The organism is Nocardia amikacinitolerans NBRC 108937, from assembly GCF_001612615.1.
Classification (GTDB): domain Bacteria; phylum Actinomycetota; class Actinomycetes; order Mycobacteriales; family Mycobacteriaceae; genus Nocardia; species Nocardia amikacinitolerans.
The window spans coordinates 109,705-133,342 of the sequence record NZ_BDAU01000001.1; the positions used below are offsets into that span (position 1 = coordinate 109,705).

Below are 23,638 nucleotides of genomic sequence, written 5' to 3' on the forward strand. Positions count from 1 at the left end.
CGGCCATGATCGCAGACCTCAGGCAGGTTCCACGGTGAGGGTGATCGTGGTCCACGCCCCGACGTGGACGCGGTCGCCGCTGCGCAGCGCCACCGGCTGCTCCGCCGGGATCAGGTCGTCGCTGTCGTTGAGGCTGGTGCCGTTGGTGGAGCCGAGATCGGTGACGGTGAGGCCGGTCGGGGTCAGGTGCAGCAGCGCGTGCGCCCGCGAGACGCCCGCGTCGGCGGGCGCGATGCCGAGATCGATGTCGGGGTGCAGACCCTGCGAGACGCTGCGTTTGCCGATCAGGATCTCGCTGCCGTGCAGAATGATTCGGCGCGGCGGGTAGTACGCGGGGAACTCCACGCGATCCGCGTCGGGGCCTTCGCGCGCAAGCACGCGGTCGTAGAAGGCGCGATCGGCGGTGACGGTGGCGACCCAGGTGACGGTCGGTGGCCGCACATCGGCCGAATCGGCGACCTCCGTATCGGGTTCGCGCGGAGCGGGTTCCGGTGCGGGCAGCGCCGAATCGAGCCCGCACGCCTCGCAGAAGCGGCCGCCGCTCGGCGCGCCACAGGCCGGGCAGCGCGGCGCGGCGACCGCCGTCGGCGCCGCGCCGATCGGCGCTCCGCACACATCGCAGTAGTCGGCCGCCGCCGACTCGTGTCCCTCCGGGCAGGTGACCATCAGGACTCCTTGCGTACCCGCGCCGTCTTGGTGGAGCGGGCGTCCAGTGCCATCTCGTCCTCGGCCGCGACGCGCGACCGCAGCCGCACCGTGCCGTTGCGCTCGTCCACCTCGACCACACCGCGTAGCAGCTTCGCGGTGCTCTCGTTGCCCGACTCGGCGGCGAGTTGAACCGCGCGCCGCAGTTTGGCCGTCGCGGTCTCCACGTCACCGTTCTTTCGGGCCGCCAGTCCCTCCTGCACGGCGTCGGCGAGCTCGGCCTGACCGGTGTAATGCGCGACGCGCCTGCTGATCCGGGCCGACAACTCCGTCTCGGTGGTCCACACCGCCCGCACCAGACCCTGTCCGACGACCTCGTCGCCCGCGAGCACACTGACCCGCGCCGCCAGCTTCTCTCGACCCGGCGCGGCGGGCTCCACCCGCACCTGCACGTGGTAATCGCGCTCCTCCGCACCCCACGCGCCGAGCGAATACTCCCCCACCTGCGGGCCCGCTTCGACGCGGCGAGCCGTCAGGTCCTCGATGGCTGGCGCGACCTGCTTGACGAAGCGCACCGTCGCGCCGGCCGGAGTCCAGACCCGCAGTGTCAGTTCGGGAATCGCCTTGGCCATCGAGGTTTGCGTCATGGCCGCGAAGTCCGCGGCCAGGTGCGCCGGATCGGCGACGATGTCGACGGTGCCGTGCAGCGCCGAGGCGATGGCCCGCAATTCGTCCACCCGCCAATCGGTTCCGACGCCACGGCAGTCGCAGGTGAACATGCCCTCGGACTGGGCGATCTCGGCGGCGAGGGACTCCGGCGATTCGTGCTCGTTCTTGCCGTCGGTGAGCAGGATCGCGTGCACCATGGCGCCCTCGTGCTTGGTCGCCAGTTGCCGGGCCAAGCCGAGCCAGGTGCCCATGGCGGTGCCGCCGTCGGCGCGCAATTTGTCGAGCTTGCGGCGCGCCGCCGCGCGCGTGGTCGCGTCCGCGGGCACCGAGGGCACATCGGTGGGAAAGACCAGGCGGGCCATGGACGTGCCCTGCACGATCGCGAAGCGGGTGCCGTCGGGTAGCGCGTCGAGCGCGGCCATGGCGGCGCGGCGGGCGCCTTCGAGCTTCTTGCCGTTGCCCATCGACCCCGAGCTGTCGATGATCAGGATCTCCACCCGCTCCGGCGGCGGACCAGCGGCGACGAATTCGGGGCCGGTCTCCACCGAGACCACCGCGTCGACCGTGCCCGCACCTTCCGCGAGGTACTCGTTCTGGTCGACGACCACCGAGATGCCGTTGGGGGCAACAGAATTCACAGTACTTCTCCTGGCTGGTCGATCAGGGCACCCGCGCGAGCGCGACGGTGATGTTGTCGCTGCCCCCGCTGCGCAGCGCGAACTCGGCGAGATCGCGGGCCGCCTGCATCGGCTCCGCGGCGGTCGCGAGTGCGGCGAGCGCGTGGGCGTCCGGCTGGTAGTTCCACAGGCCGTCGCTGCACAGCAGCAGCAAGCCGGGGCCGCGGGTGCGGAAGACCCGCACGCAGGTGTCCGACCACGGCCGATCCCCCGAGTCCGCGCCGAGCCAGCGCAACAGGGTGTGCGCCCTCGGGTCCTTCATGGCGGCCTGCTCGTCCATGGCGCCCGCGTCGACGAGGGCCTGGGCCCAGGAGTCGTCCACGGTGAGCCGCTGCGAGGGCGGGATGTCGGGCGCGCCGGGCGCGGGGACGAGCCAATACCCGCGGCTGTCACCGACATTCGCCACCGTGATCTCGACCGTGTCGGCGTCGTAGCCGCGCACGATGGCCGAGACGTACGTGCAGGAGGGCGCGTGGCTCTCGTGCACCGCGATATCGCGCACCGCCTGCGCCGCGGCGGCGAGTCCGGCCAGCGCGGCGTCGGGGGCGTCTTGTCCTTCGGCCAGCGCGGCGAGAGTGGCGTCCACGCCAGACCGGGAGGCCGTGCCGGAGGCCGCCTGCGGATCCTCGGAGGTGGACACGCCGTCGCACACCACGATGACGACGGCACTCGGTCCCGCCCCGCCGTCCACCACGGCGGCGGCGACCGAGTCCTCGTTGCGCGCGTGCGCGATGCCGCGGTCGGTGACCACGCACACCGCGCCCAGGTCGGCCTCGAAACGATCACGCGGAGCACGCAATTGGCCGCAGCCGCGGCAGTACCCGTCCGGGTCGTAGTCCTGCGCGCCGCAGGCGTCGCACGGCCGCGGTGTCGCCGACTCGGACTCCGGATGCGGCAACGCGACTCGGCGCGCGCCCAGTTCACGCCCGCAGGCCTCGCAGTACCGGTCGGTGCTCGAGACGCGCTCCCGGCAACCGGGGCAACGCGGCGAAACGCTCGGCGGTTCGGCGGGTTTCGCCAAGGGCATGGTCGGCACGGTGTCCGCCGGATGGGTCGGAGCTTCGCTCACAGGTGGGGTCACGTAGGCACTCACGGTCGAAGTCGGGTCGGGTGGGGTCGCGCTGGGGTCGGTGGGGCTTTCTGTCTCCGCCGAACTGCCCGGCTCCGTAGGGTTGGTTGCCCCGGTGATGGTTGGCGTGGCGGGTTGGTCGGGAGCGGGGGGATGGCCGGTCGCTTCGGATCGGACGGGCTCGGTCGGTTGGTCAGGTGCGACCGGTTGGCGCGGCTCGGTGGGGCGGTCCGGCTCGGCGGGAGGCCGATGCGGGGTGGACGGGGTGGGCTCACCCGGGTCGGCAGGCTGGTCCCGGTTCACAGCGTGGTCCTCGGGCGAATGGCGTTGGCGCGGTCGACCAACTCGAAACGGGTCCACATGTCGTCGGTCTCGCGCGCCAGGTCGCGGAAGCAGCGCTCCAATCCGGTGCGCACGCCCTCCTGGTCGAACGGGACGCCTAGCAGTGGCGCGTGGTTCGTCGCCGCTCTGCCGCCGTCGAGCCAGGCCAGCGCGGCGTCCAGCACCCGCATCCGCACCTGTGCGCCACGGCGTTTGGAATCGAGCGCCAGCGCGTCGACCCGACCGCCCGCGTCACGGAGTACCGCCTCGGTCAGCTCGGCGGGTCCGCGTTCGGCGAGCAGCGCGTCCACCGCGGCCACGCGCGCGTCGGTGTACAGCGACGAGGACCGATCCACTTGGTCTAGGGCCGCGACCGCGCCGTCTCGGTCGCCCGCGCGGCGGCGCACCCGCGCCAGACCGAACACCGCGGCGGCGAAGGCGCGGTCGGTCCGCCAGACGGTGTCGTAGTAGCGCCCTGCCGCGGCGCCGTCGGCGGTGAGTTCGGCGACGGCGGCCAGCGCGAGCTTGGGCGCCGGTTCCCCGGGCAGCGCCGCGTACACGGCATCGAATTCGGCGCGGGCGGCGGCGAAATCGCCGGCGAGTAGCCTGGCTTGTCCGCGGTACCAGGCAAGCCGCCAGTCGCCGGGCAATCGGTCGGCGAGCTCGGTGAGTCTTCGCTCGGCCTCGGCCGGGTCACCGGTGTCGAGCGCGGCGCGCACCAGGCGCAACGGGATCTCCACCGATTCGCCGCGCCCGGTGACCACCGAACGCAGCCCGTCCGCGAAAGCGCGCTCCAGTTCGCCGGGCGTCGTTCCCGCCGTCGTGGCGAGCAGCGCGGCGCCGCTGTCGCCCGGATCGACCAGCGGCACCGGCAGACCGGCCACGATGTCCTCCGGCGCGACCGCCACGTCGACACCGATACCGAAGACCGCGCGCGGCGGCCCGAAATACGCCGACATGCCGGGACGCGGTACCGCGTCGTCGGCGCTGAGCACCTCGCGCAGCACGCCGGTCAGCTGATCGGCCACCTCTTCCATCGAGGCGAACCTGGCCTCGGGATCGGCGTCCGTGGCGCGCGCCAGGAACCGGTGCAGCGAGTCGTAGCGTGCGAGCAGGGGCTCGGCGGCGGGCCCCGGTAGCGCGCCGAAATGCCCGTTCTCCTGCGGGACGTGCATGATCAGCACCGCGAGCGTGCGGCCGACCGTGTACACCTCGGTCGCGACGGTCGGACCGGTGGCGGCGATCTCGGGCGCCTGATACCCGATGGTGCCGTAGATGGCGCTGTCCTGATCGTCCATGGCGATCACCGCGCCGAGATCGATGAGCTTGAGTTGCTCGTCGGTCTGCATCACGTTGTCGGGCTTGAAGTCGCAGTAGGCGAGACCGAGCGAGTGCAGGTAGCCGAGTGCGGGCAGCATCTCCAGAATGTAGGCGATGGCTTGCGGTACCGGCAGGTATCCGCCGTCGGTGTCGCGCCGATCGCGCAGGATCTGCTTGAGCGAGGTGCCGCCGACGAACTCCATGACGATGTAGCCGACCGCGACGCCATCGGGCCCGGCGTGTTCGACGAAGTTGAAGATCTTGACGATGCTCGGATGCTCGACCTCGGCGAGGAACCGCTTCTCGGCGAGGGCCGCCGCCATGGCGTCCAGATCGCCGGAGTTGAGCAGACCCTTGAGCACCACCCAGCGGTTGCCGACATTGCGGTCGGTGGCCAGGTAGATCCAGCCGAGCCCGCCGTGCGCGAGGCAACCGACCACCTCGTACTGGCCGCCGACCAGGTCGCCCGCGCTCAGCTTGGGGGCGAAGGAGAATCGGGCGCCGCAGTTCGGGCAGAAGCCCTCGGTGCGGCCGGGCACACCGTCCCGGCCGCGGCCGACCGGTCGTTCGCAGGCGCCGCAGAAACGCTTCGACTCGGCGACCATCGGGTCGGCGAGAACGGCCGAAGTGGGGTGGATCCTCGGCACCCGAGGCACCTCGACCATGCCCGCGCCGAGCCGTCCGCGCGCGCTGGGCTTGGACGAAGTCGACCGTCCGGTCCGTACCGAGCGCGCCGATCCCCGCGCGGTGCCCGCGGACGTGCGTGCCGAGGCGGCGACGGGCGCGGCGGGCGCGGTGCCGCACGTCTCGCAGTAGCCGCCGGATATCGTTCCGCCGCAGCCCGGTTCCGCGCAGGTGTTGGCGTTCCCGGGTGCCGTCGACCGCCCTGATTCGGGTGCCGTGGCAACCAGCGTGGCGCCCCCGGACTGCCCTGATACGGGTGCCGCGGCGCCCGCCGACTGCCCGGCCGTCGCGCCGACGGCAACCGGTGCGGTCCCACACACCGTGCAATAACCGTCCTCGACGGCCCCGCCACAGCCTGGCTCGGTGCAGGTCATGATCTCCTCCCCGATTTCCGCGCGACGATCTGCTGGTAGTCGGCGACCGCGCGGGCGGCCGCCGCGAGATCGCAAGGCCGGTGCGCGAGCAGTTCGGTCGCGATCCGATGGCTCGCCGAGAGCTCGTCGTCCTCGGCGAGCGCCAGCCTGGCCGCCTTGGCCCGATACGCGGAGAGTCGGCCGCGCAGCTCGGCGCGGCGGTCCAGCAAGCCCTGGGCGAGCTCGGCCGCGTCGGCGGCCGCGTTCGTCGCCGTAGCGATCCGGCGGCGCAGGTGCAGCAGTTCCGCCGCCGCGCCGGATCGGGCGGCGAGGGCGGCCAGTTCGGCGTCGAGTTCCTTGTGTTCCGTGCCGGGCGACGGCAGCGGCCCGGTGCGGATCTTGTGTTCGGCTTCCGCACGCACGCGATCGGCACGGGCCTCGGTCTCGGCGAGCACGGTCAGCCGGTCACGGGTCGCCGCCACGGCCGCATCCCAGTTCGCGGTGATCGACGTCAGCTCGGCGAGCACGTCGGCAGCGCGGTCCAGGCGCGCGCCGATATCGGCGAGGCGGGCGTCGATCTCGGGCGGTGTCAACGCCAGCGGATCGGTGGCCGAGCGACGCAACAGCTCGGCGATGGCCGCACCGATGTCCCGTAGTTCGGCGGTGCCCGCGCCCGCGCGGTCCAGCCGGTCCTGGAGCGGCGCGAGCCCGGACAGCACCCGGTCGTTGACCGCGCCGACCTCGTCGAGGAAGGCGGCGATCCGGGGAAAGGTCGCGCGCATGCGATCCACCGTGTCGGCCACGCCGACGAACAACACCTGTTCGCCGGGTCCGGTCAGCGACCGCTGCGCCAACGGAATCGGTGTGCGCGAGGCCTCGTGCGGCCGCCCGTACAGCAGCGTGGTCAGTTCCGCGCGCGCCTCGGCGTCAAGCCGCGACCGGGTGCCGCGCACGGTGCGCGCCGAGTCGAGGATGGTTTTCAGCCTGGCGAAGTCCTGCCACATCAGGTCCAGCTCGGCGCGGATCGGCGTCCACCGGCGCTCGGTGAGACCGGTGGGCGGAAAGCCGCGCAGCAGGGTCAGTCCGGGATGCCGGTCCAGTTCCAGCATGGTGGCGGCGATCGCGTCGAATTCTGCGCCGCGGGCGGCCAATTCGCTGTCGATCTCGGCAAGGGTGCGTGGCTGCATGATCACCCGGCTCACGTGGTGTACCGGGTTTCCGGCGGGCCTGGCGAGGGACCGAGCGCGCTGAGCCGCGCGGCGTAGATGCGCTGCCAGGTGCCGTCGGTGCGGATCCGTTCGAGCACCGCGTTGACGAAGCGCACCAGATCGGGTGCGCCCTTCGCCACGCCGACCGCGTAGGCGCCGGTCCCGATTGGTTCGCCGACCACCTCGAGGTTCCGGTCCTGAGCGACGAGGCCGAACAGAATGGGGTCGTCAGCACTGATCGCATCCACGTGACCCTGTTGCAGCGCGGCAAGGCAGTCGGTCCAGTTGGCGACGCCGAACACCGTGAGCCGCTTGGGCAGCGCGAACAGCGGCCCGGAGGCGGTGGTGCCCTTGGTGACGCACACCCGCTTGCCGCCGAGGTCCGCCCCGGACCGGATGCCGGAGTTCTTCGGCGCCAGAATCCGCTGCGCCGCACGGTAGTACACGGCGGAGAAGTCGACGTCGCGGCGGCGTTCGCAGGTGGCCGAGAAGGTGCGCACGATCAGGTCGACCTTGTTCTCGCGCAGCGCGGAGATGCGTTCCTCGGCGGTCACCGAGCGCAGTTCGATCCGGTTCGGGTCGCCGAACAGCGCCCGCGCGATCTCCCTGGCGATATCGATGTCGAAGCCCTCGATCTCGTTCGTGGTGGGATTGCGGAAGCCGAACAGGTAGGTGTTCTGGTCGACGCCGACCCGGATCCGGCCGTTGGCCACGATCGCGGCCATCGGCGAGCCCGCGGGCATCACGCCCGGCGGCGGCAGCGGGCCGGGGCGCAGGCTGGCCTCGGCATCGCACTCGTCCTCGGCCTGCCCGGGCGTGGTGATCTCGGCGAACTCGGGCGGGGCCGGATTCACCGCGGCCGCGGGCGGTGACGCGGGCACCGAGGCGTCGGTGCTGCACGCGACCAGCGGACCGAGCGCGGCCAGGGCGGCGACCAGCGCGAAGAGCCGTCTTGTCACAGGAACTCCTTCAGCCGCGGCCACAATCCGACGACCGCGGCGCCCGCCGCGAACAGCATCAGCAGCAAAACGCCGGAGGGGCTCCAGCTCAGCGCGTCACCCGCGGCGTCGACACCGCCGCGCAGGTCGCTGCGCACCCGCTGCACATCGGCGCGCAACGATTCGTCGAGTTGGGCGAACCGGGTCGCCGAGGTCTCCGGCCCGGTGCCGATGGCTTGGTCGACGGCCGCCGGATAGTCGGCCGCCTGATACGCCGCGAGCTGGCGGCGATGGCCCACGGTCCAGCCCTCGAAACGCAGGGCCGCGGGCGAATCCGGGCCGGTGACCGTCACGAGTCGGTCGCGCAGCGCCGCGGTGTGGCGGGTGAACGTCTCCTCGCCCGCGGCTATGTCACCGCGGGTGATCAGTTGCAATGTCTCGGCCGTGCGGGCCTGCTGCGCCAGAATCCTTGCCTCGGCGAGGGTTTGGAAGCGGACGGCCGCGCCGTCGTCGCCGGTCTCCAGTGCCGTGGCGGCCACCGAGGTCGCCAGTACGGTCCACAGCAGCGCGACCCCGGTCGCCGTCGCCGCGGCGACGAGCCCGGGGTTGACTCGCCGGTTGGTGCGGCGCGACAGGACGAAAGAGCCCGCGCCACAGGCGAACAGCACCAGCAGCAGGGCCGTGATCGTGGTGAACGGCAGCGCGCCGATCGCCCGCTGATCCTCGTGCACGGCCGCGAAGCGGAGGGCGCTGAGCTCCTCGGCGTTCTTCAACAGCGAATCCTGCATGACCTCGGAGGCTTCGCGCAGGTACGCCGAGCCGACGGGGAAACCTTGCCGGTTGTTCGCCCGCGCCGTCTCGACGAGGCCGGTGTAGGCGGGCAATTCGGCGCTGATGGCCGCCACGATGCGGCGGGTGCGCTCGTCGGAGGCGCCTGCGGTGGCCTGGGCCAGCGCGTCGGCCGCGTCGGCGAGTGCCTGCTGGTAGCGTGCGCGCACCTGCGGCGTTTCGATGCCACCGGTCAGGAACGCCTCGGCCGCGGCGGCGTCGGCCGCCGAGAGCGAGACGTAGAGGTTCTGCGCCGTGTAGGCGAGCGGCTCGGTGCGAGCCAAGGCGGCGTCGCGGCGGTCGAGCTTCCCGCTCAACTGGTTCGAGCCGGTGAATCCGGCGAGCAGGCACAGCGCCATCGTCGCCAGTGCGAGCGCGCCGATCAGTCCCGGTGTCGTGCGCGCGAAGCGCCGCACCCACGCCGCCCCGTCGCGCGCGGTCGCCGGAAGGCGAGGTCCCACACCGTCCCCCCTTCATCTACCCGGCCGGTGTCTCCGCACGCGATAGTACGGTAGGCCGCTGCGATCCGCTCTCCCTTGCCTTTCCGGCCTCGCGACCGCACAGCAACAGGCCGCCGATCCAGCTCGCTCGCGAGTGTCAGTCGCCGCCGAACGCGCGGAAACTCAGGTAGCTCGGACAGTCCGGGCGCAACAGGATGCGCTGCCCCGCGATCTGGCGCTGCTTCCACGGTGGAATCAGATGGCGCGGGAAACTGGTGGGGCTGACCGCGACTCGCAGCCGATGCCCGGCGCGAATCAGCGCCTCGGTGGGGTTGATCTCGATATCGATCTCGAAGGCCTCCCCCGGCGTCACCGGCAGCGCGGAATCGGCGGTCATGGGGTGCATTGCGAAGAGCAGTTCACCCTCGGCGTAGTAGCTGTCGGCGGCATCGATCGCGCGCAGCGTCGACAGCAGCGCGCCGCGGGTCAACGGCGCCGACACGCCGTCGGGGCGCACATCGCACACGGTGACCGACCAGAAGGCGTCCTCGCCGTCGACCGCGGCGAGCAGGTGCAGATTCATCGGACCGGAGAGCACGGTGTCGGTCTCGAACGGCGCGCTGGTGAAGGTGAGCGCGGTGGCCTCGCTGCGCCGGTCGTCGTTGCCGAAACGGTCACCGAACAGCAGCGCGACGCCCATCGTCATCACCGCCGTGTTGTTCGATGCCGCGCTGACCCGGCCCGTCGGCACCGTCAGCGGGTACTCGGTATCCGTTGGCGCGGTGGACAATCCGCCGTCGGAGGCAGCGTGTGACGCGGTGCCGCTTGGATCGGCGGTGAGGTAGAGCCTGCGCACGCGCGTCGCCGGATCCGGGTATTCGTCGCGCCTGATCCAGCGTCCGTCGCCCTGTCGGCGTACCGTCACCGGTCCGTACCGGTCGATTCCGTTGTCGATGCCCTTGACCCAGCGGTCGAAGAACGCGCACTGGAGTTCGTCGAGCGCCTGCGGGTTGCCTGGATCGCCGAAGCCGGAGCCGGGCGTGAGGTGGTAGGAGTCGTCCACCAGGATCTGCTTGGCTCCCGGCGCGACCGGAATGCGTTCGTAGATGCGGAAATTCGAGCGGTTGTAGACGTCGTGCCAGCCGCCGTGGATCCAGGTGGGGACGTCGATCTCCTCGAAGTGCGCCAGCCGGGCCGCCCACTCCGGATGTAGGTAGCCGTCGGGGTGGTCGATGCTGACGGCGATCCGGATGGCGCGGCGCACCCAGTCCGAGCGCGCGGTGATCCGGTCGCGCAGATAGTGGCCGAGCAACCCGTCGCGCACCAGACCTGGCAGTGCCGGAATTCGTCCCGCTCCGTGCACGAATAGGATCCACGCGAGCATGCCCGGCGTTGGCACCCCGCCGGTCAGCCCGAGTTCGCGCACCGGGTTCTCCCCCGCCTCGATGGCGAAGACGGCGGCGAGTCCCTCGGGGCGCAGGCCAGCGGTGACGAGCGCCGCGATCGCGCCGTAGGAAAGACCCGTCACAGCCACGCGTCCGTCGCACCAGGGCTGTTCACGGACCCACCGCAGCACCTCGAGATAGTCGCGCTGTTCCCGAGGGCCGAAGAAATCCCAAGTGCCCGTGGAACTTCCGGTGCCGCGCACGTCGACCATCAGCCCGACGTACCCGCGCGACACGGCGGTGCGGTTGATCGCGAACGGCTCGAGGACGCCGCCCGCGGGTGTGCGCAGCACGTCCCGCGCGGTCATCCTGGCGCGGTCGGACGGCGCGATGCGGCCCGCCAGCGCGCGCAGTGCCCGATTCGCGCGCATGCCGTGTCGGTTGAGCATCTTGTTGTAGGCGGTGAAGTTGATCAGCGCCGGGAGCGGTTCGTCGGTCGGCCCGGAGCGGTCGCCGGGGCGCAGGATGTCGGCGCTGAGAACCGCCCCGTCGGACATGGGGATCGGAACCGTCACGGCCGCGTGCAGTTTCGGATAACGCTCCGGTCCGATGTCGAAGCGTGCGTCCGGCGGCGCGTCGGTAGCGCTGGTCAACGGCTCGCCCATGGCGATCCCCTCTCCGAGGTGGGTCAGCGGGCGCGCAGCACCCCTGGCTTGTCGACGTAGCGCTGCATACCCCAGTTCAACCCGCGCATGGCGAGGTTGTAGGCGGGCGGGAAATAGCGCTGGGCCCAGTGTCCGATGCGAATGTCCTGCGAGGTGTAGATCAGATACCTGTTCCGCTCGACTCCGCGCACAATGGATTTCGCGGCCTGCTCGGCGGTGACGGCGTGCCGCAGGAACAGTTTCAGCCCGCGCTGCACCGCCTCGGCCTCCCGGTCGACGCCCGCGATGTCCACCCGGTTCACCATCGGAGTCGACATCGCGCCAGGGCACACCAGGCTCACACCGATGCCGTGCCTGCGCAGGTCGAAGCGCAGCACCTCCGAGACGCCGCGCAGTCCGAATTTGCTCGCGCTGTACGGCGCGTGCCACGGCAGGCCGAACAGGCCGGCGGCCGAGGACACGTTGACAAGGTGGCCGCCGCGTCCTGCCTCGATCATCGGCGGCAGGAACTCCTCGATGACGTGGATCGGGCCCATCAGGTCGATGTCGATGGTGCGCCGCCACTGGTCGTGGGTGAGCCGGTCGACGGTGCCCCAGGTGGCGATGCCCGCCACGTTCATCACGATGTCGACGCTGCCGATCTCGTCGTGCACCTTGGCGGCCAGCGCGACGACGGCGGTGTGGTCGCTGACGTCGAGCGCTTCGGCAACGTGCACGGTGGCGCCCGCCGCGCGCAACTCTTCGGCGGTACGCCGCAAGCCTTCCGCGTCGATGTCGGTGAGAATCAGTGACGCGCCCTTGGCCGCCACCGCGTGCGCGGTGCCGCGGCCAAGACCGCTGGCCGCCCCGGTGATCAGGCAGCTCTTGCCGTCGAACTTCGTCATGGCTAGACCATAGTGTTGACGAACATCATTGTCTATGAATCGGACACGATCCGTCCCAGACGGAACCGACCGCTCGGCCGCGCGGCCCGCCGGCTCACGACTTCGGAGCAGTTGTAGCTCAGCGTTTTTCGTACAGCAGCAGATCGACCACCCGCAGGATACGGTCGAGGTCGAAGCGCTCGGGTTCGGCGAGCATCTGCCGCGCGAGGGTCTGCACGGCACCCTGCACGATCTCGACGAAGACATCGAGATCCACCTCGTCGGCGCGCTCTTCGGCAGGACGGCTCGTCAGCCAGTCGCGCAGCAGCCGACGCAGCGGTGCGCGCAGTTCGTCGCGGGCCCGCTCGATCGGGGCGCGCAGTGCGGCGGGCACCCCGTCGATCGGGTAGTAGACCAGCCGCCAGCTGTCCGGTACGGAGCGCAGATCGCTCAGGAAGCACGTCAGTGCCGAGAGCAGCGCCGCTTTGGGATCGGCTGGCGCGGCGCCGCTCTCGGTGACGTGCGCGGTGGCGGCGACCATGCGGGCGGTCTCGCGAGCGATGAGGTCGCGAAGCAGGTCGTCGCGGTTGGCGTAGAGGTCGTAGACCACCGGGCGGGTCACGCCGCCGCGCTCGGCGACCGCCGCGATGGTGACCTCGGCGAATCCCGACTTGGCGAGGATGCGTAAGGCCGTGTCGAGCAACTGTTCTCGCCGGTCGGCGGGTTGCAGGCGCTTGGCGTATCTGCGGCGCGGCCGCGCGGCGTCGCTACCGGCCCGCGCCATCGGAAGCCTCCCCGACTCCGGTCATCGCCACCGCTCGGCGCGCGACCCAGCGCAAGGTCGAGGCGATCGCGTCGCGGCGTTGCGTTCCGCCCTCGGCGAGCAGCAGGCGTGCGGCGGTCTCGCTGGTGCTGATGGTGGTGTAGCTGACGAGTTCGGCGTCCAGTTCGCGGTCGGTCATGGCGGCGATGATCCGGATCATGGCTTCGGAGCGCTCGCGCAGCGCAATCCGGCCGCGGGCCACCCGTTCGTGCGCCGAGGGCGGCAAGGCTTCGTCGCGCATCAGCACGAACCGCCACGTGTCTGGCGCGGCGAGCACCATGTCCAGGAACAGGTCGGCGGCCTTGGCCGCGATCTCGGCGGGATCGGCGCCGGGCTGGATCTCGGGCAAGGCCGCGGCGGCCATCGTCAAAACGCGCTCCTCCTCCCGGTCGAGCAGGGCGGTGAAAAGGCCTTCGCGATCACCGAATTCGGCGTACAGGGCGGGTCTGGTCAGGCCCGCGGCTCGTGCGATGGCGTGCATGCTCGCTTGGGCGTAGCCCTCGCGGAGGACGAGATCGCGTGCGGCGTCGAGGATCTGGTCGCGTCGCGCTGACACCTTCGCCTCCATCGTGGTCGGTCGTCGAGCGCCAGCACTCCCCCAGCGAACTGGTCACTCGAATGAAACAGTGTACGCAGGCGGTGGCTCGCCGGGTGGACCACTCTCGAACGTCACGCTTTCGCACCTCGGCTTGCCTTCGGGGACAACCGGTTTCGTCGAATTCTACGGCGGCGATGTCGGCGCGAAGGTAAATTGACGTCGTTGTATTTGCGTGTGACGTGCGTTACTTCCAGCCAGTAGAAGTGCCGGTCGTCACATGCGAACGTGCCGTCGGGCTACCGGTTCTCGGGGCCGTCGGGCGACCAGCGCCGAGGCGGATCGGCGTGCGCAACGGGGGATGCAGGGAGGAACCATGAGTGAGGCGCCGCCGAGCGTCACGGACGCGGGCGCGATCCGGTTCGCGCGAGAAAACGTCACCGGCACAGCGGTTTCCAGCGTGCGCACCTTCGGCCGGGCCGTCGATCTCGGCATCGAGTCGGTGCGCGGCGCGTTCGCCGATCTGATCGGCCTGCGCTTCCAGTGGCAGGAGATGCTGCGCCAGGCCTGGTATCTGGTGACCGTCACGGCACTGCCCGCCGTGCTGATGGCGGTGCCCTTCGGCGTGGTGGTTTCGGTGCAGGTCGGCAACCTGATCCATCAGCTGGGCGCCGACTCTATGATCGGCGCGGCGGGTGGGCTCGGCGTGATCCAGCAGGGCGCACCCATCGCGACCGGTCTGCTGCTCGGCGGGGCGGGCGCCTCGGCCATCGCCGCCGATCTCGGCGCGCGGACCGTGCGCGAGGAGATAGACGCGTTGCGCACCATGGGAATCAGTCCCGTGCACCGGCTGGTGATTCCACGGGTGGTCGCCATGCTTTTCGTCGCGCCCCTGCTCAACGTGCTCATCATCTTCGTCGGCGTTGTCTCCGGCTACGCGGTGGCGATCAGCGCGCAGAACGTCACGCCTGGCAGCTACTGGGCGACGTTCGGCTCCTTCGCGGTCGTCGCCGACGTGTGGATCTCGCTGGCCAAGGCCATGCTGTTCGGCTTCCTGGTGGTGATCATCGCCTGCCAGCGCGGGCTGGAGGCCAGGGGCGGTCCGCGCGGCGTCGCCGACGGCGTCAACGCGGCCGTGGTGATCTCGGTGGCCTCGATCATCGTGGTCAACCTGGTGATCACCCAGATCGTCACGATGTTCCTACCGCTGCGGGTGGCCTGAGATGACCGCGACACCGTACGCGCCAAAGGGTTTGGGCTGGGCCTATCGCGCCGTCCGCAACCGCGGCCGGATCCTGGCGCCGGTCGAGAACACCGGCTTCCTGCTCGGTTTCGTCTTCCAAGCGCTCTGGGCGATACCGCTGACGCTGCGCCGCTACCGCGCCCAGACGATGCGCACCATCACCGACATGACCTGGGGACGCGGGTCGGTCATCGTCGGCGGCGGCACCGTCCCGATGCTGGTGGTGCTCGGCGTCGCGATGGGCGCGGGCGTCGGCATCCAGTCCTTCGCCGCGCTGGACCTGATCGGGCTCGGACCCGTCACCGGTGTGGTGTCGGCATTCGCCAACACCAGGGAGCTCGCACCGATCGCGGCGGCGGTCGGGTTCGCCGCACAGGCGGGTTGCCGGATGACCGCCGAGATCGGCTCGATGCGCATCTCCGAGGAGATCGACGCCATCGAATCCCTCGGGCTGCGCTCGGTGCCTTTCGTGGTCACCACGCGGGTCATCGCGGGCGCCGTCGCCATCGTGCCGACCTTCCTCATCGCGCTGATCCTGAGCTACCTGGCCTGCTCGGCCGTCATCGTGCTGCTGCACGGTCAGGCGGGCGGGGTCTACAACCACTACTTCTTCCAGTTCACCAGCGGCTACGACGTGCTCGCCGCGGTGATCAAGATCCTCGTCTTCGGCGTCACCGTCATCCTGATCCATTGCTACTACGGCTTTTTCGCCTCCGGCGGCCCCGAGGGCGTCGGCATCGCCTCCGGTCGCGCGGTGCGGGCCAGCTTCGTCGCCATCATCGCCCTGGACATGGTGCTGACCATCGTGCTCTGGGGCGTCGACTCCGCCATCGAATTCCCGGGGTGAGCGCATGCCGAACTACGGACTTCCCGGTGTGCCGATGAGCAGGCGCGGTTCTCGCGCACTCGGCGCGGCCGCGTTGGCGCTGACGGTCGTCGCGGGTCTCACCTGGCGCGCGGGGCTCGACGACCGGCCACCGGACCGCTTCCAGGTCCAGCTGCGCACCGAGCAGATCGGCGAGGGCGTCATCGAGGGCACGCGGGTGCGCTACGACGGCGTCACCGTCGGCGAGATCACCGAGATCGCCGCCATCGGCGACGGACGCCAGCTGATCACGTTGGACCTCGACAAGACGCAGACGGCAAGCCTGACCGACGCACTGACCGTGGACTACGCACCGGAAAACCTGTTCGGCATCAGCGCTCTCACACTGCGCGCGGCCGAGGGCGGCGCCCCGCTCGCGGAGGGCGCTCTGATCGATCTCGCCGGAGCGCACGCGGAAAAGGTCACCGATGTGACCATGGGCAGCCTGCTGCGCGCGCTCACCGAGACCTCCACGGAGGTGCTCACCCCGCGGCTTTCGGAACTGCTCGCCACGGTCAACAGCGAGATGAGCTCGTTCGCACCGTTCTGGGAGGCGATCATCACGCTGTCCCGCGCGGTGGCCGACACCCAGCGCTATCCGGCGCCGTACCTGATCGACCAGTACTCGTCCTTCTTCGGCGGCGTCGGCGATTTCGCCTCGGCGACCTTCCGGCTGCTGCACTCGGTGATGAACATCGAGATCTTCCTCAACGATCGCCCGCGCTACGACGCCACCATCACCATGGTCGTGGACGGTGCACTGCCGTCGATCGGAACACTCGGCGACGCCGCCAACCGGCATCTGTCCCCGTACACAACGGAATCGACACCCCTCGTCGCCGCGCTCGCCGCCACCGTGCCCGCGCCGGGACGCTCGCGCGCCGAGGTGACGGAACTGATCGATCGGTTGAACCGCTTGTTCTCCGACACCCCCGACGGTCCCGCTGTGAACGTGGCCGTGACTCTGCGTGGGATGCCTGGGCTGGCGGTGCCACTGCTCGGGACGTCCGGCTTCGCGGCGCTCGACGGTTCGGGAGGTGCGCGATGACGACCCTGCCGATCCGGGCGGTGATGTGGCGACTCGGGCTGTTCGCCGTCGCGATGCTCGTGCTGTTGGTCGTCATCGTGCAGGCGATCACCCGACCGGTGGACGGCGAGACCGGTTCCTACACCGCGGAATTCACCGATGTGAGCGGATTGAAGACCGGCGACGACGTCCGGATGTTCGGCGTCTCGGTCGGCAAGGTCGCCGCGATCGAGCGGGCGGGCACCAACGCGCGGGTGACCTTCACGGTTCAGCGCGACCGTCCGATCTACGACTCCAGCGTCCTCGCCATCCGCTACCAGTCACTGACCGGACAACGTTACGTCGATGTGCGGCAACCGGATCGGCCGGGCGCCACGCTGCCGCCCGGCGCGGCGCTCGGAGTGGCCAACACGGTGCCCTCCTTCGACATCACCCAGCTGTTCAACGGGTTGCAGCCGGTGATCGCCGAATTCTCTCCAGGCGCGCTCAACCAGTTCACCGAAAGCGTGCTGGCGGTGATCGAGGGCAACGGCTCCGGCATCGGTCCGGCGCTGGACGCCATCGAGAAACTCAGCCGCTACACCTCCGATCGCCAAGCGGTGATCGCGACCATCGTGGCCAACCTGCACGCGATCTCCACGCAGGTCGGCGGGCGCTCACCGCATCTGGTCACCCTGATGGAAGGCCTCGCCGACGTCGTCAGCGCGTTCCGGGTGCAGCTCGACGGGTTGCTGGACTTCGCCGCCGCGGCCCCCTCGGCGATGGGACCGCTGAACCGGCTGATGGAAACCCTCGGCTTCACCGAACGCGCCAACCCGGATCTGATGACGGACCTGCGGCTGCTTTTCCCCGACCCGGAGGCCGCGCTGGAGCTGCTCGGCAGGCTCCCCGGTCTGCTCCAAGCGCTGAGCAACGTGCTGCCGCCCGCACCCGGCGCGGCGGGACCGGTGCCGATGAGCTGTTCCAAGGGCGCGGTTCAGCTCCCCCAGGTGCTTTCGGTGCTCGTCGCAGGGCAGAGGATCGCGATATGCAACGGATGACCCAACGCCTGCTGAATCGCCTGGCGCCGCACGGTCTTTCGCACGACCGGCACCAGGCGGCGAAGAACGCGAGGGAGTTCCGCCTCGGCATCCTCGGCGGGCTGTTCGTCGCCGCACTGCTGCTGGCAACGGCGGTGATCTATCTGGTCCCGTTCGGGAAGGCGAGCTACACCGCCGACCTGGTCGAGGCGAACTCGGTGAAGGTCGGCGACCAAGTGCGCCTGGCGGGCATCACCGTTGGCTCGGTGACGGCGCTCGAGCTGGGCGAGACGAAGGTTCGGATGACCTTCACCGTGGACCGCGACGTGTTCCTCGGCGACGCGACCAGCCTGGAGATCCGCATGCTGACCGCGGTCGGCGGCCACTACGTCGCGGTATTCCCCTCCGGTACAGAGGCTCTCGGCTCGCGACCGATTCCGCCCGACCGCGTCCGGCTCCCCTACAGCTTGGTGCGCATTCTCCAGGACGCCGCCGCGCCCGTCTCCGAGGTCGACGGCGAGACGCTGCGCCAGAATCTGGCCGCCCTCCAGCAATCCCTCGACACCAGTCCGGACGCGCTGCGCCAGCTGGGCGCCGCGACGCAGTCGTTCGTCGACATCCTGCGCAGGCAGAACCTCGAGGTCTCGCGCGCGCTCACGGTGATGGACGAGTACCTGCGCACCATCGACGGGAACAAGTCGCTGATCGGCACGTTCGTCCGCGAGCTCGGCACCCTGATGACCGTTGGCCTCGGCAAACGCGCCGAGATCGCGTCGGCGCTGACCATCGCCGCCTCGCTGCTGTCCAGGATCGCCGCCGTCGAGCCCTCCTGGCGCGAGGTGCTCGCGCCGCTGGCCGGGAAGCTGCGCGAGTTGCTGCCGCAGCTGGAACAGCTTGCCGCGCAACTGGATGTGGCGATCCCGCAGTGGCAACAGTTGCGCGAGCGACTCGTGGCGATGACCGCCACGGAGGACGGTGTCGTCATCGATCAGTCGGCGCTCACCGCGCCGGTGTGTATTCCGCTGCCCGGATGGGAGTGCTGAGCGATGAAACGCATTCTGCGGTCCCAAGGTTTCGTGACCGTGCTCGGTGCGCTGGTGCTGGCTGCGGTCGCCGCGGTCGCCTACCTCGTGGTGTTCGACCCCGTGAAGAAGACGGTCGCCTACTGCGCCATGATGCCCGACGCCGTTGGCCTGTATCCGGGCAATCACGTGACATCCCTTGGCATTCCGATCGGCACGGTCAACTCGGTGCGTCCCGAGGGCACGGGTGTGCGGGTGGACTTCGAGGTTCAGCAGGAGCGGGTGTTGCGCGGCGAGGTCACCGCGACCACGGTCTCCGACACGCTGGTGGCCGATCGCAACCTGGCGGTCCTCGGCGAGCCCGGCGCCGCGCCGTGGGACCGGTCGACGTGCATCACCAAGACCTTCACGCCGAAGAGCATCAGTCAGACGCTCCAGGGCTTCTCCCAGCTCGCGGGTCAGCTGACCGGCGGCGGAAAACCGGGCGAGCAGACCAGGATTCGTGACAGCGTCGTCGCCTTCGAAGCCGCCACCTCCGGCACCGGACCGGCGCTCAACAAACTGATCACCGATCTCGGCGACGCGCTGCGCGCGCCGGACGCGGCCATCGGACACATCGGCGGGCTGCTCGATTCCTACGGCAGGCTGATGTCGAGCATCGCGATGAACTGGGACGACATCAGGATCGTGCTGCTGCAGGCGAGCGAGGGCATCGCCTTCATCAACGAACTCTGGGGCCGGGTGGTGCAGCTCATCGACTCGCTGCTGGTCATTCTGCCGTGGCTGAACAGCATCGCCCGCGAATACGGCAGACCGATCCTCGGGGCGCTGGACGGCGCGCTGCCCGGCCTGCGGCTGCTCTCGGCGAATGTCGCGACGCTGCGGCAGCTGGTGGAGATGATCCCGCCGATCGTGCAGTTCTTCGAGGAGGTGATCGATCCGGCCACCGGCAGGCCCCAGCTGACCTACGCCGCGCCGAAGGTCGGACTGCCCCGCGAGCAGGCCGACCAGGTCTGTGCCGCGCTCAACGCGGTGCTGCCGGGTCACTGCGATGGAGCCGAAAACGGTTTGGCCGACGTGAATCTCGTATCCCTTGTGCTCGGAACGGTAGGTGCCCGATGACCGTGCGATCCCTCCGCCGCGCCGCGCTGGTCCCAGTGCTGGCACTAGGGCTGCTGTCGGGATGCGGATTCGATCCCGCGCAAGTGCCGGTGCCCGGCGCGACGGTGTCCGGCCCCACCTACCAGGTGCGGATCGAGCTGGCCAACGCGCTGAACCTGCCCGCGCGGGCGAAGGTGGTGGCCAACGGCGCGCAGATCGGCAGCCTGCGCGAGGTGAGCGTGGTCGATCCAACGCTCGAGCAGCCGGGACGGGTGGAGGCAGTCGTCGAGATCGCCGAAGGGGTGCGGCTTCCGGTCAGCACCACGGTCCAGCTGCGCCAGAACACCATCCTCGGCGACATCTACATCGGACTCACCACGCCGACAGGCGATTTCGATCGCACCATCCCGGCGGGCGGAACCATCCCGCTCGCACGCACCCGGCCCGCGCTCCAGGTCGAGGATCTGCTGGCCGGCATGTCCACCTTCGTCGGCGGCGGCGCGATGCAGCAGATGCAGGACATCGTCAACCGGGTCAACGCGACCCTGCCCGAGCAGCCCGCCGAGACCGCGCGGATCTTCGAGGTCGTCGGTCGCGACGTGGCCGACGTGGCCGCCGACATGGCGGTGGTCGACCGGTTCCTGGACACCATTCAGCGGGATCTGGATGCCGCGCTGGACAATCCGCGCGAACTGGAGGCGCTGCTCAGCGAGCGCGGGGCGGTCGAGATCCCGGCCGACGCGAAATCGCTGGTTCTCACGCTCGGCGTCGTCGGCGGGCTCGGCATCGTCGGGCACGCGATCGCCTGGCTCGGCCCGCTGCTGGAGGCCAGTGACGCTGCCGCGAAAGCCTTGGTGCCCTTGCTGTTCGCGGATCGACCGCTGGATCTGACCGCGCCGTCGAACCTGAACCGGGTCGTTTCGCTGGTTCGCGACAAGATCATTCCGTTCGTCGAGCGCGGTCCGAAGGTGAACATCGGCGCGGTGGCGGTGGACGGGGCCGCGACGCCGGTCGCCACCGATGAGCAGGTGCAGCGGATCATCGCCACCCTCAGGATGATCGGAGTCGTGCGATGAACGTCGCGTCCGAGCCCTATCCCGGCTACGTCCCCTCGACGTCCGCGAACGACGAGGTGCTGCGGCGGCTCGGCCCGCTCGCCTCGCTTGGCGCGATCGCGGCGATTCTGCTGATCGGCGTCGGCTACCTGAGCTTCGGCGTGGTGCGGGTCGGCTGGTTCACCGAGCACACCGAGGCCAGCATGACGGTCCCGGATTCCGGCGGTCTGCTGCCGCGCTCCAAGGTCCTGCTCTCCGGCGTCCAGATCGGGCAGATCACCGCGGTGACCCACACCCGCGACGGCATCGAGGTCGGCTTCCGCTACGACGCGGAATACCGTGTGCCCGCGAACAGTTCGGTGCGCATCGAGACGCTCTCCGCGCTCGGCGAGCCCTACCTGGAATTCCGGCCGACCGCCGCGGACGGGCCGTACCTGCGCGACGGTGACCGGCTGACGGCCGCCTCGGTCCAGCGTCCGGTGTCGATTCCCGAGGTCGCCCGCACCGCGACCCAGCTGCTGGAGCAGGTGGATCCGGCGACGGTGGCCGCCATCATCGAGAACTTCAGTACCGGTCTCGCGGGAACGGAGGCGGTGATCCCGCAACTGTCCAGGGCCTCCGATCTGCTGGCCGCCACACTCATGAGCCGAACGGATCTGATCCGGCGACTGCTGATGGACATGCAGGCCCAAGCCACCGAGATGACCTGGGCGGGAGGCGAATTGACCGCCGCGGCCACGCCGTGGGCGGACTTCGGACCTCGGGTCAGTGAGGTCGCCGCGGCGATCGCGCGCGTCGTGCGGATCGGCGACACCCCGGGCGACTACCTGACCGACACCGAAGACGTGATCGGACTGCTTCCCTTCCTCGACGCGCTCACCCAGAAGCTGGACCTGCTCGGACCCGAACTGCGCGAACTGTTTCCGGTCGTCCAACCGCTGCTCGCACTGACCACCGGCGTGCTCGGGAAGGTCGACCTGGGCAGCCTGATCTCGCAGGCGCTGCACGCCACGACGCCGGACGGCGCTCTGCAATTGCAGATCACCGTCCGCTAGACCGGGACTTGTTGGGCTTCCGAGTCAGACCGTCCGTTCTTCGAGCGCTTTCACCAGGGACGCGGCGAGGATGGCCACGGCTCGATCATCGTCGGAGGCAAGCTGCCGCAGGATCGTGAGCGCAATGGTCCCCGGCATCTCCGCGAGCGCCTGGGTCAGCCGCATCCGCACCGCCGAATCCGCTGTGGGAGCGGCGAGTTCATCGGCCATCGCGCCGATAATCCGATCCGCCAACTCGGGGTCGTTGGCCAATGTTCCCAGTATCTCGGCTGCCTCGACATCGTTCGGCCCTTCGACCACCGTGGCGACGAGCGCCGGCACAGCTCCGGCGACGCCGCGCGCACCCAGTGCCAGAGCCGCATGTCTGCGAACCGTCGTGTCCGTATCCCGGAGTGCGTCCGTGAGCGCCGCGGTCGCCTCGTCATCGGGGAACTCGGCGAGCGCCGCGACCGCGCGCCGCCGGATATCGACGTTCTCCGAGCTCAGGGCACGCGTCAGGGTGGCCACGGCGTCACCGTCGGCCCTCGTGAGGGCCCACCGCAGGGCACCGGCGACGTTCGGATCGGATTCGGTGAGGAGTGCCTCGACCAGCAGCTCGGCGGGCATCGCCAGGTCCTCGGCCGGGGCCAGTGCGGCTTGCTGCCGCCGTGCGGCACTCGGCGAGGTGAGCCCGTGCAGGAGCTCGATGACGCGCGCGACGTCCTGCCAGCTGGCGGGCTCGACCGTATCGACCAGGCGTAGCCGCTCGAGCAGTTCCCGGTCTCGGTCGAGTCGTGCCTCGGTCTTGCGGATGAGGTCGCCGACCAGTGCCGACGGGACGAATCCGGGATCGTCGAGAGCGGATCCGATCTGGCGCAGTGACAGCCCAAGGGATCGCAGACCCTCCACGTGGAAGATCCGCCGGATGTCTTCGGCAGAGTATTCCCGGTAGCCACCCACGGTGCGGCCCGTGGGTCGTACCAGCCCCAGGTTGTCGTAGTGCCTGAGCATTCGGGCACTCACACCCGAGCGCCGCGCCACCTCACCGATCAGCACGCGGCTTCCTCCTTCCGTTCCGGGCCGAGGGCGACGACCCGGCGTGCCTCGTCGACGGCGAGGTCGAATCCTGCTTCCGGGTCGTGCAGCAGTCGCTGCGTGGCGCGCGCATGCGCCCGCACCGTCGGGTCGTGGCTTGCCATCGCCGCCTGCAGGATCGGCTCGATCACGTCGCCGAGTGCGACGAGGGCACGGCTCAGACTCAGTCGTACGTCCCGATCCCCGCGGCCCCATTCGGCGGCCAGCTCCGCGGCCAGCCCTTTCCGCTCCCCTTCGGGCGCGAGAACGACGGCAGCGCGCCACGCACTGCGCGCGACCTCGTCGTCGGCATCGTGCAGCAGCGACCGCGTGATCGCGGGCCACGCGTTCTCGTCCCCGATCTTCGACAGTGTGTGCAACGCCTGGCTCCGGGCCTGTGCACGTCCGGAACCCAACTCCGCGCGGAGTTTCGGAACCGTGATCTCCGCCGGGAGGCGGGTCAGCGCCCACGTGAGCATGTCCCGCACGAAGAAGTCCGGCTCGATCGCGCACCGCTCTACGAGTACATCGACGAAAGCGGGTGCGGCGTGCGTTCCGATCGCCAAGGCCGCCTTCAGCCGCGTCGACGAGTTCTCATCGGCCAATGCGTCGAGCAGCCGCGCGTCCTGTGAATTCCAGTGTCTCGTGTTGATGGGGACCACCTCCGACCGCCAGTGAACGGCTTCGCACAGTGACAAGGTCAAGTTCACAGGCAAGCCGTCGGCAACATCCGGTGGTGCGCCAAGCGGCCTCGAGCGCGGGGCTACGCGTCGAT

Annotated in this window: 21 protein-coding genes; 8 read left to right on the forward strand and 13 right to left on the reverse strand. The window is 70.1% G+C overall.

Features of this window, described 5'->3' with window-relative positions; all coding sequences use genetic code 11:
* Window positions 1-18 precede the first annotated feature (18 nt).
* The 11 genes from NAM01S_RS00510 to NAM01S_RS00565 form a co-directional block, all read right to left on the reverse strand.
* The gene (locus NAM01S_RS00510) at window positions 19-666 is read right to left on the reverse strand and encodes a double zinc ribbon and FHA domain-containing protein (RefSeq protein WP_067778013.1); all 648 of its coding nucleotides are present in this window, start codon (window positions 664-666) and stop codon (window positions 19-21) included.
* Window positions 666-1,952 carry a vWA domain-containing protein gene (locus NAM01S_RS36965; protein WP_067778014.1) on the reverse strand — a complete coding sequence of 429 codons (1,287 nt, stop codon included), beginning with the start codon at window positions 1,950-1,952 and terminating at the stop codon, window positions 666-668. Before NAM01S_RS36965 ends, NAM01S_RS00510 begins: the two co-directional genes overlap by 1 nt.
* A gap of 22 nt (window positions 1,953-1,974) precedes the next feature.
* Window positions 1,975-3,060, reverse strand: coding sequence for a phosphatase (locus tag NAM01S_RS00520; protein WP_253798082.1), 1,086 nt, complete (start codon window positions 3,058-3,060; stop codon window positions 1,975-1,977).
* Window positions 3,061-3,359: 299 nt separating this feature from the next.
* A complete protein-coding gene (locus NAM01S_RS00525; RefSeq protein WP_084482223.1) occupies window positions 3,360-5,759 on the reverse strand; it encodes a serine/threonine-protein kinase in 2,400 nt (799 codons plus the stop codon).
* Complete coding sequence (locus tag NAM01S_RS00535) at window positions 5,756-6,940, reverse strand: hypothetical protein (RefSeq protein WP_067778017.1); 1,185 nt, start codon at window positions 6,938-6,940, stop codon at window positions 5,756-5,758. The genes NAM01S_RS00525 and NAM01S_RS00535 overlap by 4 nt, the downstream gene beginning before the upstream one ends.
* Entirely contained in the window at window positions 6,937-7,905 is a 969-nt protein-coding gene (locus NAM01S_RS00540; protein ID WP_067778018.1) for a glutamate ABC transporter substrate-binding protein, read from the reverse strand. Before NAM01S_RS00540 ends, NAM01S_RS00535 begins: the two co-directional genes overlap by 4 nt.
* Window positions 7,902-9,173 carry a GlnX family signal transduction membrane protein gene (locus NAM01S_RS00545; protein ID WP_253798084.1) on the reverse strand — a complete coding sequence of 424 codons (1,272 nt, stop codon included), beginning with the start codon at window positions 9,171-9,173 and terminating at the stop codon, window positions 7,902-7,904. Before NAM01S_RS00545 ends, NAM01S_RS00540 begins: the two co-directional genes overlap by 4 nt.
* Window positions 9,174-9,309: 136 nt before the next feature.
* Window positions 9,310-11,202, reverse strand: coding sequence for a CocE/NonD family hydrolase (locus NAM01S_RS00550; RefSeq protein WP_067778019.1), 1,893 nt, complete (start codon window positions 11,200-11,202; stop codon window positions 9,310-9,312).
* A gap of 23 nt (window positions 11,203-11,225) precedes the next feature.
* Window positions 11,226-12,086: an SDR family oxidoreductase gene (locus NAM01S_RS00555; RefSeq protein WP_067778020.1), complete on the reverse strand. Its 861-nt coding sequence runs from the start codon at window positions 12,084-12,086 to the stop codon at window positions 11,226-11,228.
* A gap of 118 nt (window positions 12,087-12,204) precedes the next feature.
* Window positions 12,205-12,849 carry a TetR/AcrR family transcriptional regulator gene (locus NAM01S_RS00560; RefSeq protein WP_067778021.1) on the reverse strand — a complete coding sequence of 215 codons (645 nt, stop codon included), beginning with the start codon at window positions 12,847-12,849 and terminating at the stop codon, window positions 12,205-12,207.
* Window positions 12,833-13,444 carry a TetR/AcrR family transcriptional regulator gene (locus NAM01S_RS00565; protein ID WP_169810785.1) on the reverse strand — a complete coding sequence of 204 codons (612 nt, stop codon included), beginning with the start codon at window positions 13,442-13,444 and terminating at the stop codon, window positions 12,833-12,835. The genes NAM01S_RS00560 and NAM01S_RS00565 overlap by 17 nt, the downstream gene beginning before the upstream one ends.
* 355 nt (window positions 13,445-13,799) lie before the next feature.
* Between NAM01S_RS00565 and NAM01S_RS00570 the strand changes: the two genes are divergently transcribed.
* The 8 genes from NAM01S_RS00570 to NAM01S_RS00605 are packed head-to-tail and all read left to right on the forward strand — an operon-like array spanning window position 13,800 to window position 21,810.
* The gene (locus NAM01S_RS00570; protein WP_067778023.1) at window positions 13,800-14,645 is read left to right on the forward strand and encodes an MlaE family ABC transporter permease; all 846 of its coding nucleotides are present in this window, start codon (window positions 13,800-13,802) and stop codon (window positions 14,643-14,645) included.
* A 1-nt stretch (window position 14,646) separates the two neighbouring features.
* Window positions 14,647-15,513 carry an ABC transporter permease gene (locus NAM01S_RS00575; RefSeq protein WP_067778024.1) on the forward strand — a complete coding sequence of 289 codons (867 nt, stop codon included), beginning with the start codon at window positions 14,647-14,649 and terminating at the stop codon, window positions 15,511-15,513.
* Window positions 15,514-15,517: 4 nt separating this feature from the next.
* Window positions 15,518-16,579, forward strand: coding sequence for an MlaD family protein (locus NAM01S_RS00580; RefSeq protein ID WP_067778025.1), 1,062 nt, complete (start codon window positions 15,518-15,520; stop codon window positions 16,577-16,579).
* Window positions 16,576-17,598 carry an MCE family protein gene (locus tag NAM01S_RS00585; protein ID WP_157107528.1) on the forward strand — a complete coding sequence of 341 codons (1,023 nt, stop codon included), beginning with the start codon at window positions 16,576-16,578 and terminating at the stop codon, window positions 17,596-17,598. Before NAM01S_RS00580 ends, NAM01S_RS00585 begins: the two co-directional genes overlap by 4 nt.
* Window positions 17,586-18,620 (forward strand): MlaD family protein, encoded by a 1,035-nt coding sequence (locus NAM01S_RS00590; protein ID WP_084482225.1) that lies wholly within the window; start codon window positions 17,586-17,588, stop codon window positions 18,618-18,620. The genes NAM01S_RS00585 and NAM01S_RS00590 overlap by 13 nt, the downstream gene beginning before the upstream one ends.
* A 3-nt stretch (window positions 18,621-18,623) precedes the next feature.
* Complete coding sequence (locus NAM01S_RS00595; RefSeq protein WP_067778026.1) at window positions 18,624-19,721, forward strand: MlaD family protein; 1,098 nt, start codon at window positions 18,624-18,626, stop codon at window positions 19,719-19,721.
* Window positions 19,718-20,776, forward strand: a complete 1,059-nt coding sequence (locus NAM01S_RS00600; RefSeq protein WP_067778027.1) for an MlaD family protein — start codon at window positions 19,718-19,720, stop codon at window positions 20,774-20,776. The genes NAM01S_RS00595 and NAM01S_RS00600 overlap by 4 nt, the downstream gene beginning before the upstream one ends.
* The gene (locus NAM01S_RS00605; protein WP_084482227.1) at window positions 20,773-21,810 is read left to right on the forward strand and encodes an MlaD family protein; all 1,038 of its coding nucleotides are present in this window, start codon (window positions 20,773-20,775) and stop codon (window positions 21,808-21,810) included. Before NAM01S_RS00600 ends, NAM01S_RS00605 begins: the two co-directional genes overlap by 4 nt.
* A gap of 24 nt (window positions 21,811-21,834) precedes the next feature.
* Here the strand turns inward: NAM01S_RS00605 and NAM01S_RS00610 are convergent, their stop codons facing one another.
* Window positions 21,835-22,845 carry a HEAT repeat domain-containing protein gene (locus tag NAM01S_RS00610; protein WP_067778028.1) on the reverse strand — a complete coding sequence of 337 codons (1,011 nt, stop codon included), beginning with the start codon at window positions 22,843-22,845 and terminating at the stop codon, window positions 21,835-21,837.
* On the reverse strand, window positions 22,839-23,525 hold the full coding sequence (locus tag NAM01S_RS00615; protein ID WP_067778312.1) for a HEAT repeat domain-containing protein: 687 nt from the start codon (window positions 23,523-23,525) through the stop codon (window positions 22,839-22,841). The genes NAM01S_RS00610 and NAM01S_RS00615 overlap by 7 nt, the downstream gene beginning before the upstream one ends.
* Window positions 23,526-23,638: the final 113 nt, after the last annotated feature.

Bases quoted from the DNA above. Each gene is read 5' to 3' on its own strand.
- NAM01S_RS00510 (WP_067778013.1), bottom strand. From the start codon at position 666: ATGGTCACCTGCCCGGAGGGACACGAGTCGGCGGCGGCCGACTACTGC.
- NAM01S_RS00525 (WP_084482223.1), bottom strand. From the start codon at position 5,759: ATGACCTGCACCGAGCCAGGCTGTGGCGGGGCCGTCGAGGACGGTTAT.
- NAM01S_RS00550 (WP_067778019.1), bottom strand. From the start codon at position 11,202: ATGGGCGAGCCGTTGACCAGCGCTACCGACGCGCCGCCGGACGCACGC.
- NAM01S_RS00555 (WP_067778020.1), bottom strand. From the start codon at position 12,086: ATGACGAAGTTCGACGGCAAGAGCTGCCTGATCACCGGGGCGGCCAGC.
- NAM01S_RS00560 (WP_067778021.1), bottom strand. From the start codon at position 12,849: ATGGCGCGGGCCGGTAGCGACGCCGCGCGGCCGCGCCGCAGATACGCC.
- NAM01S_RS00570 (WP_067778023.1), top strand. From the start codon at position 13,800: ATGAGTGAGGCGCCGCCGAGCGTCACGGACGCGGGCGCGATCCGGTTC.
- NAM01S_RS00575 (WP_067778024.1), top strand. From the start codon at position 14,647: ATGACCGCGACACCGTACGCGCCAAAGGGTTTGGGCTGGGCCTATCGC.
- NAM01S_RS00580 (WP_067778025.1), top strand. From the start codon at position 15,518: ATGCCGAACTACGGACTTCCCGGTGTGCCGATGAGCAGGCGCGGTTCT.
- NAM01S_RS00585 (WP_157107528.1), top strand. From the start codon at position 16,576: ATGACGACCCTGCCGATCCGGGCGGTGATGTGGCGACTCGGGCTGTTC.
- NAM01S_RS00590 (WP_084482225.1), top strand. From the start codon at position 17,586: ATGCAACGGATGACCCAACGCCTGCTGAATCGCCTGGCGCCGCACGGT.
- NAM01S_RS00595 (WP_067778026.1), top strand. From the start codon at position 18,624: ATGAAACGCATTCTGCGGTCCCAAGGTTTCGTGACCGTGCTCGGTGCG.
- NAM01S_RS00600 (WP_067778027.1), top strand. From the start codon at position 19,718: ATGACCGTGCGATCCCTCCGCCGCGCCGCGCTGGTCCCAGTGCTGGCA.
- NAM01S_RS00605 (WP_084482227.1), top strand. From the start codon at position 20,773: ATGAACGTCGCGTCCGAGCCCTATCCCGGCTACGTCCCCTCGACGTCC.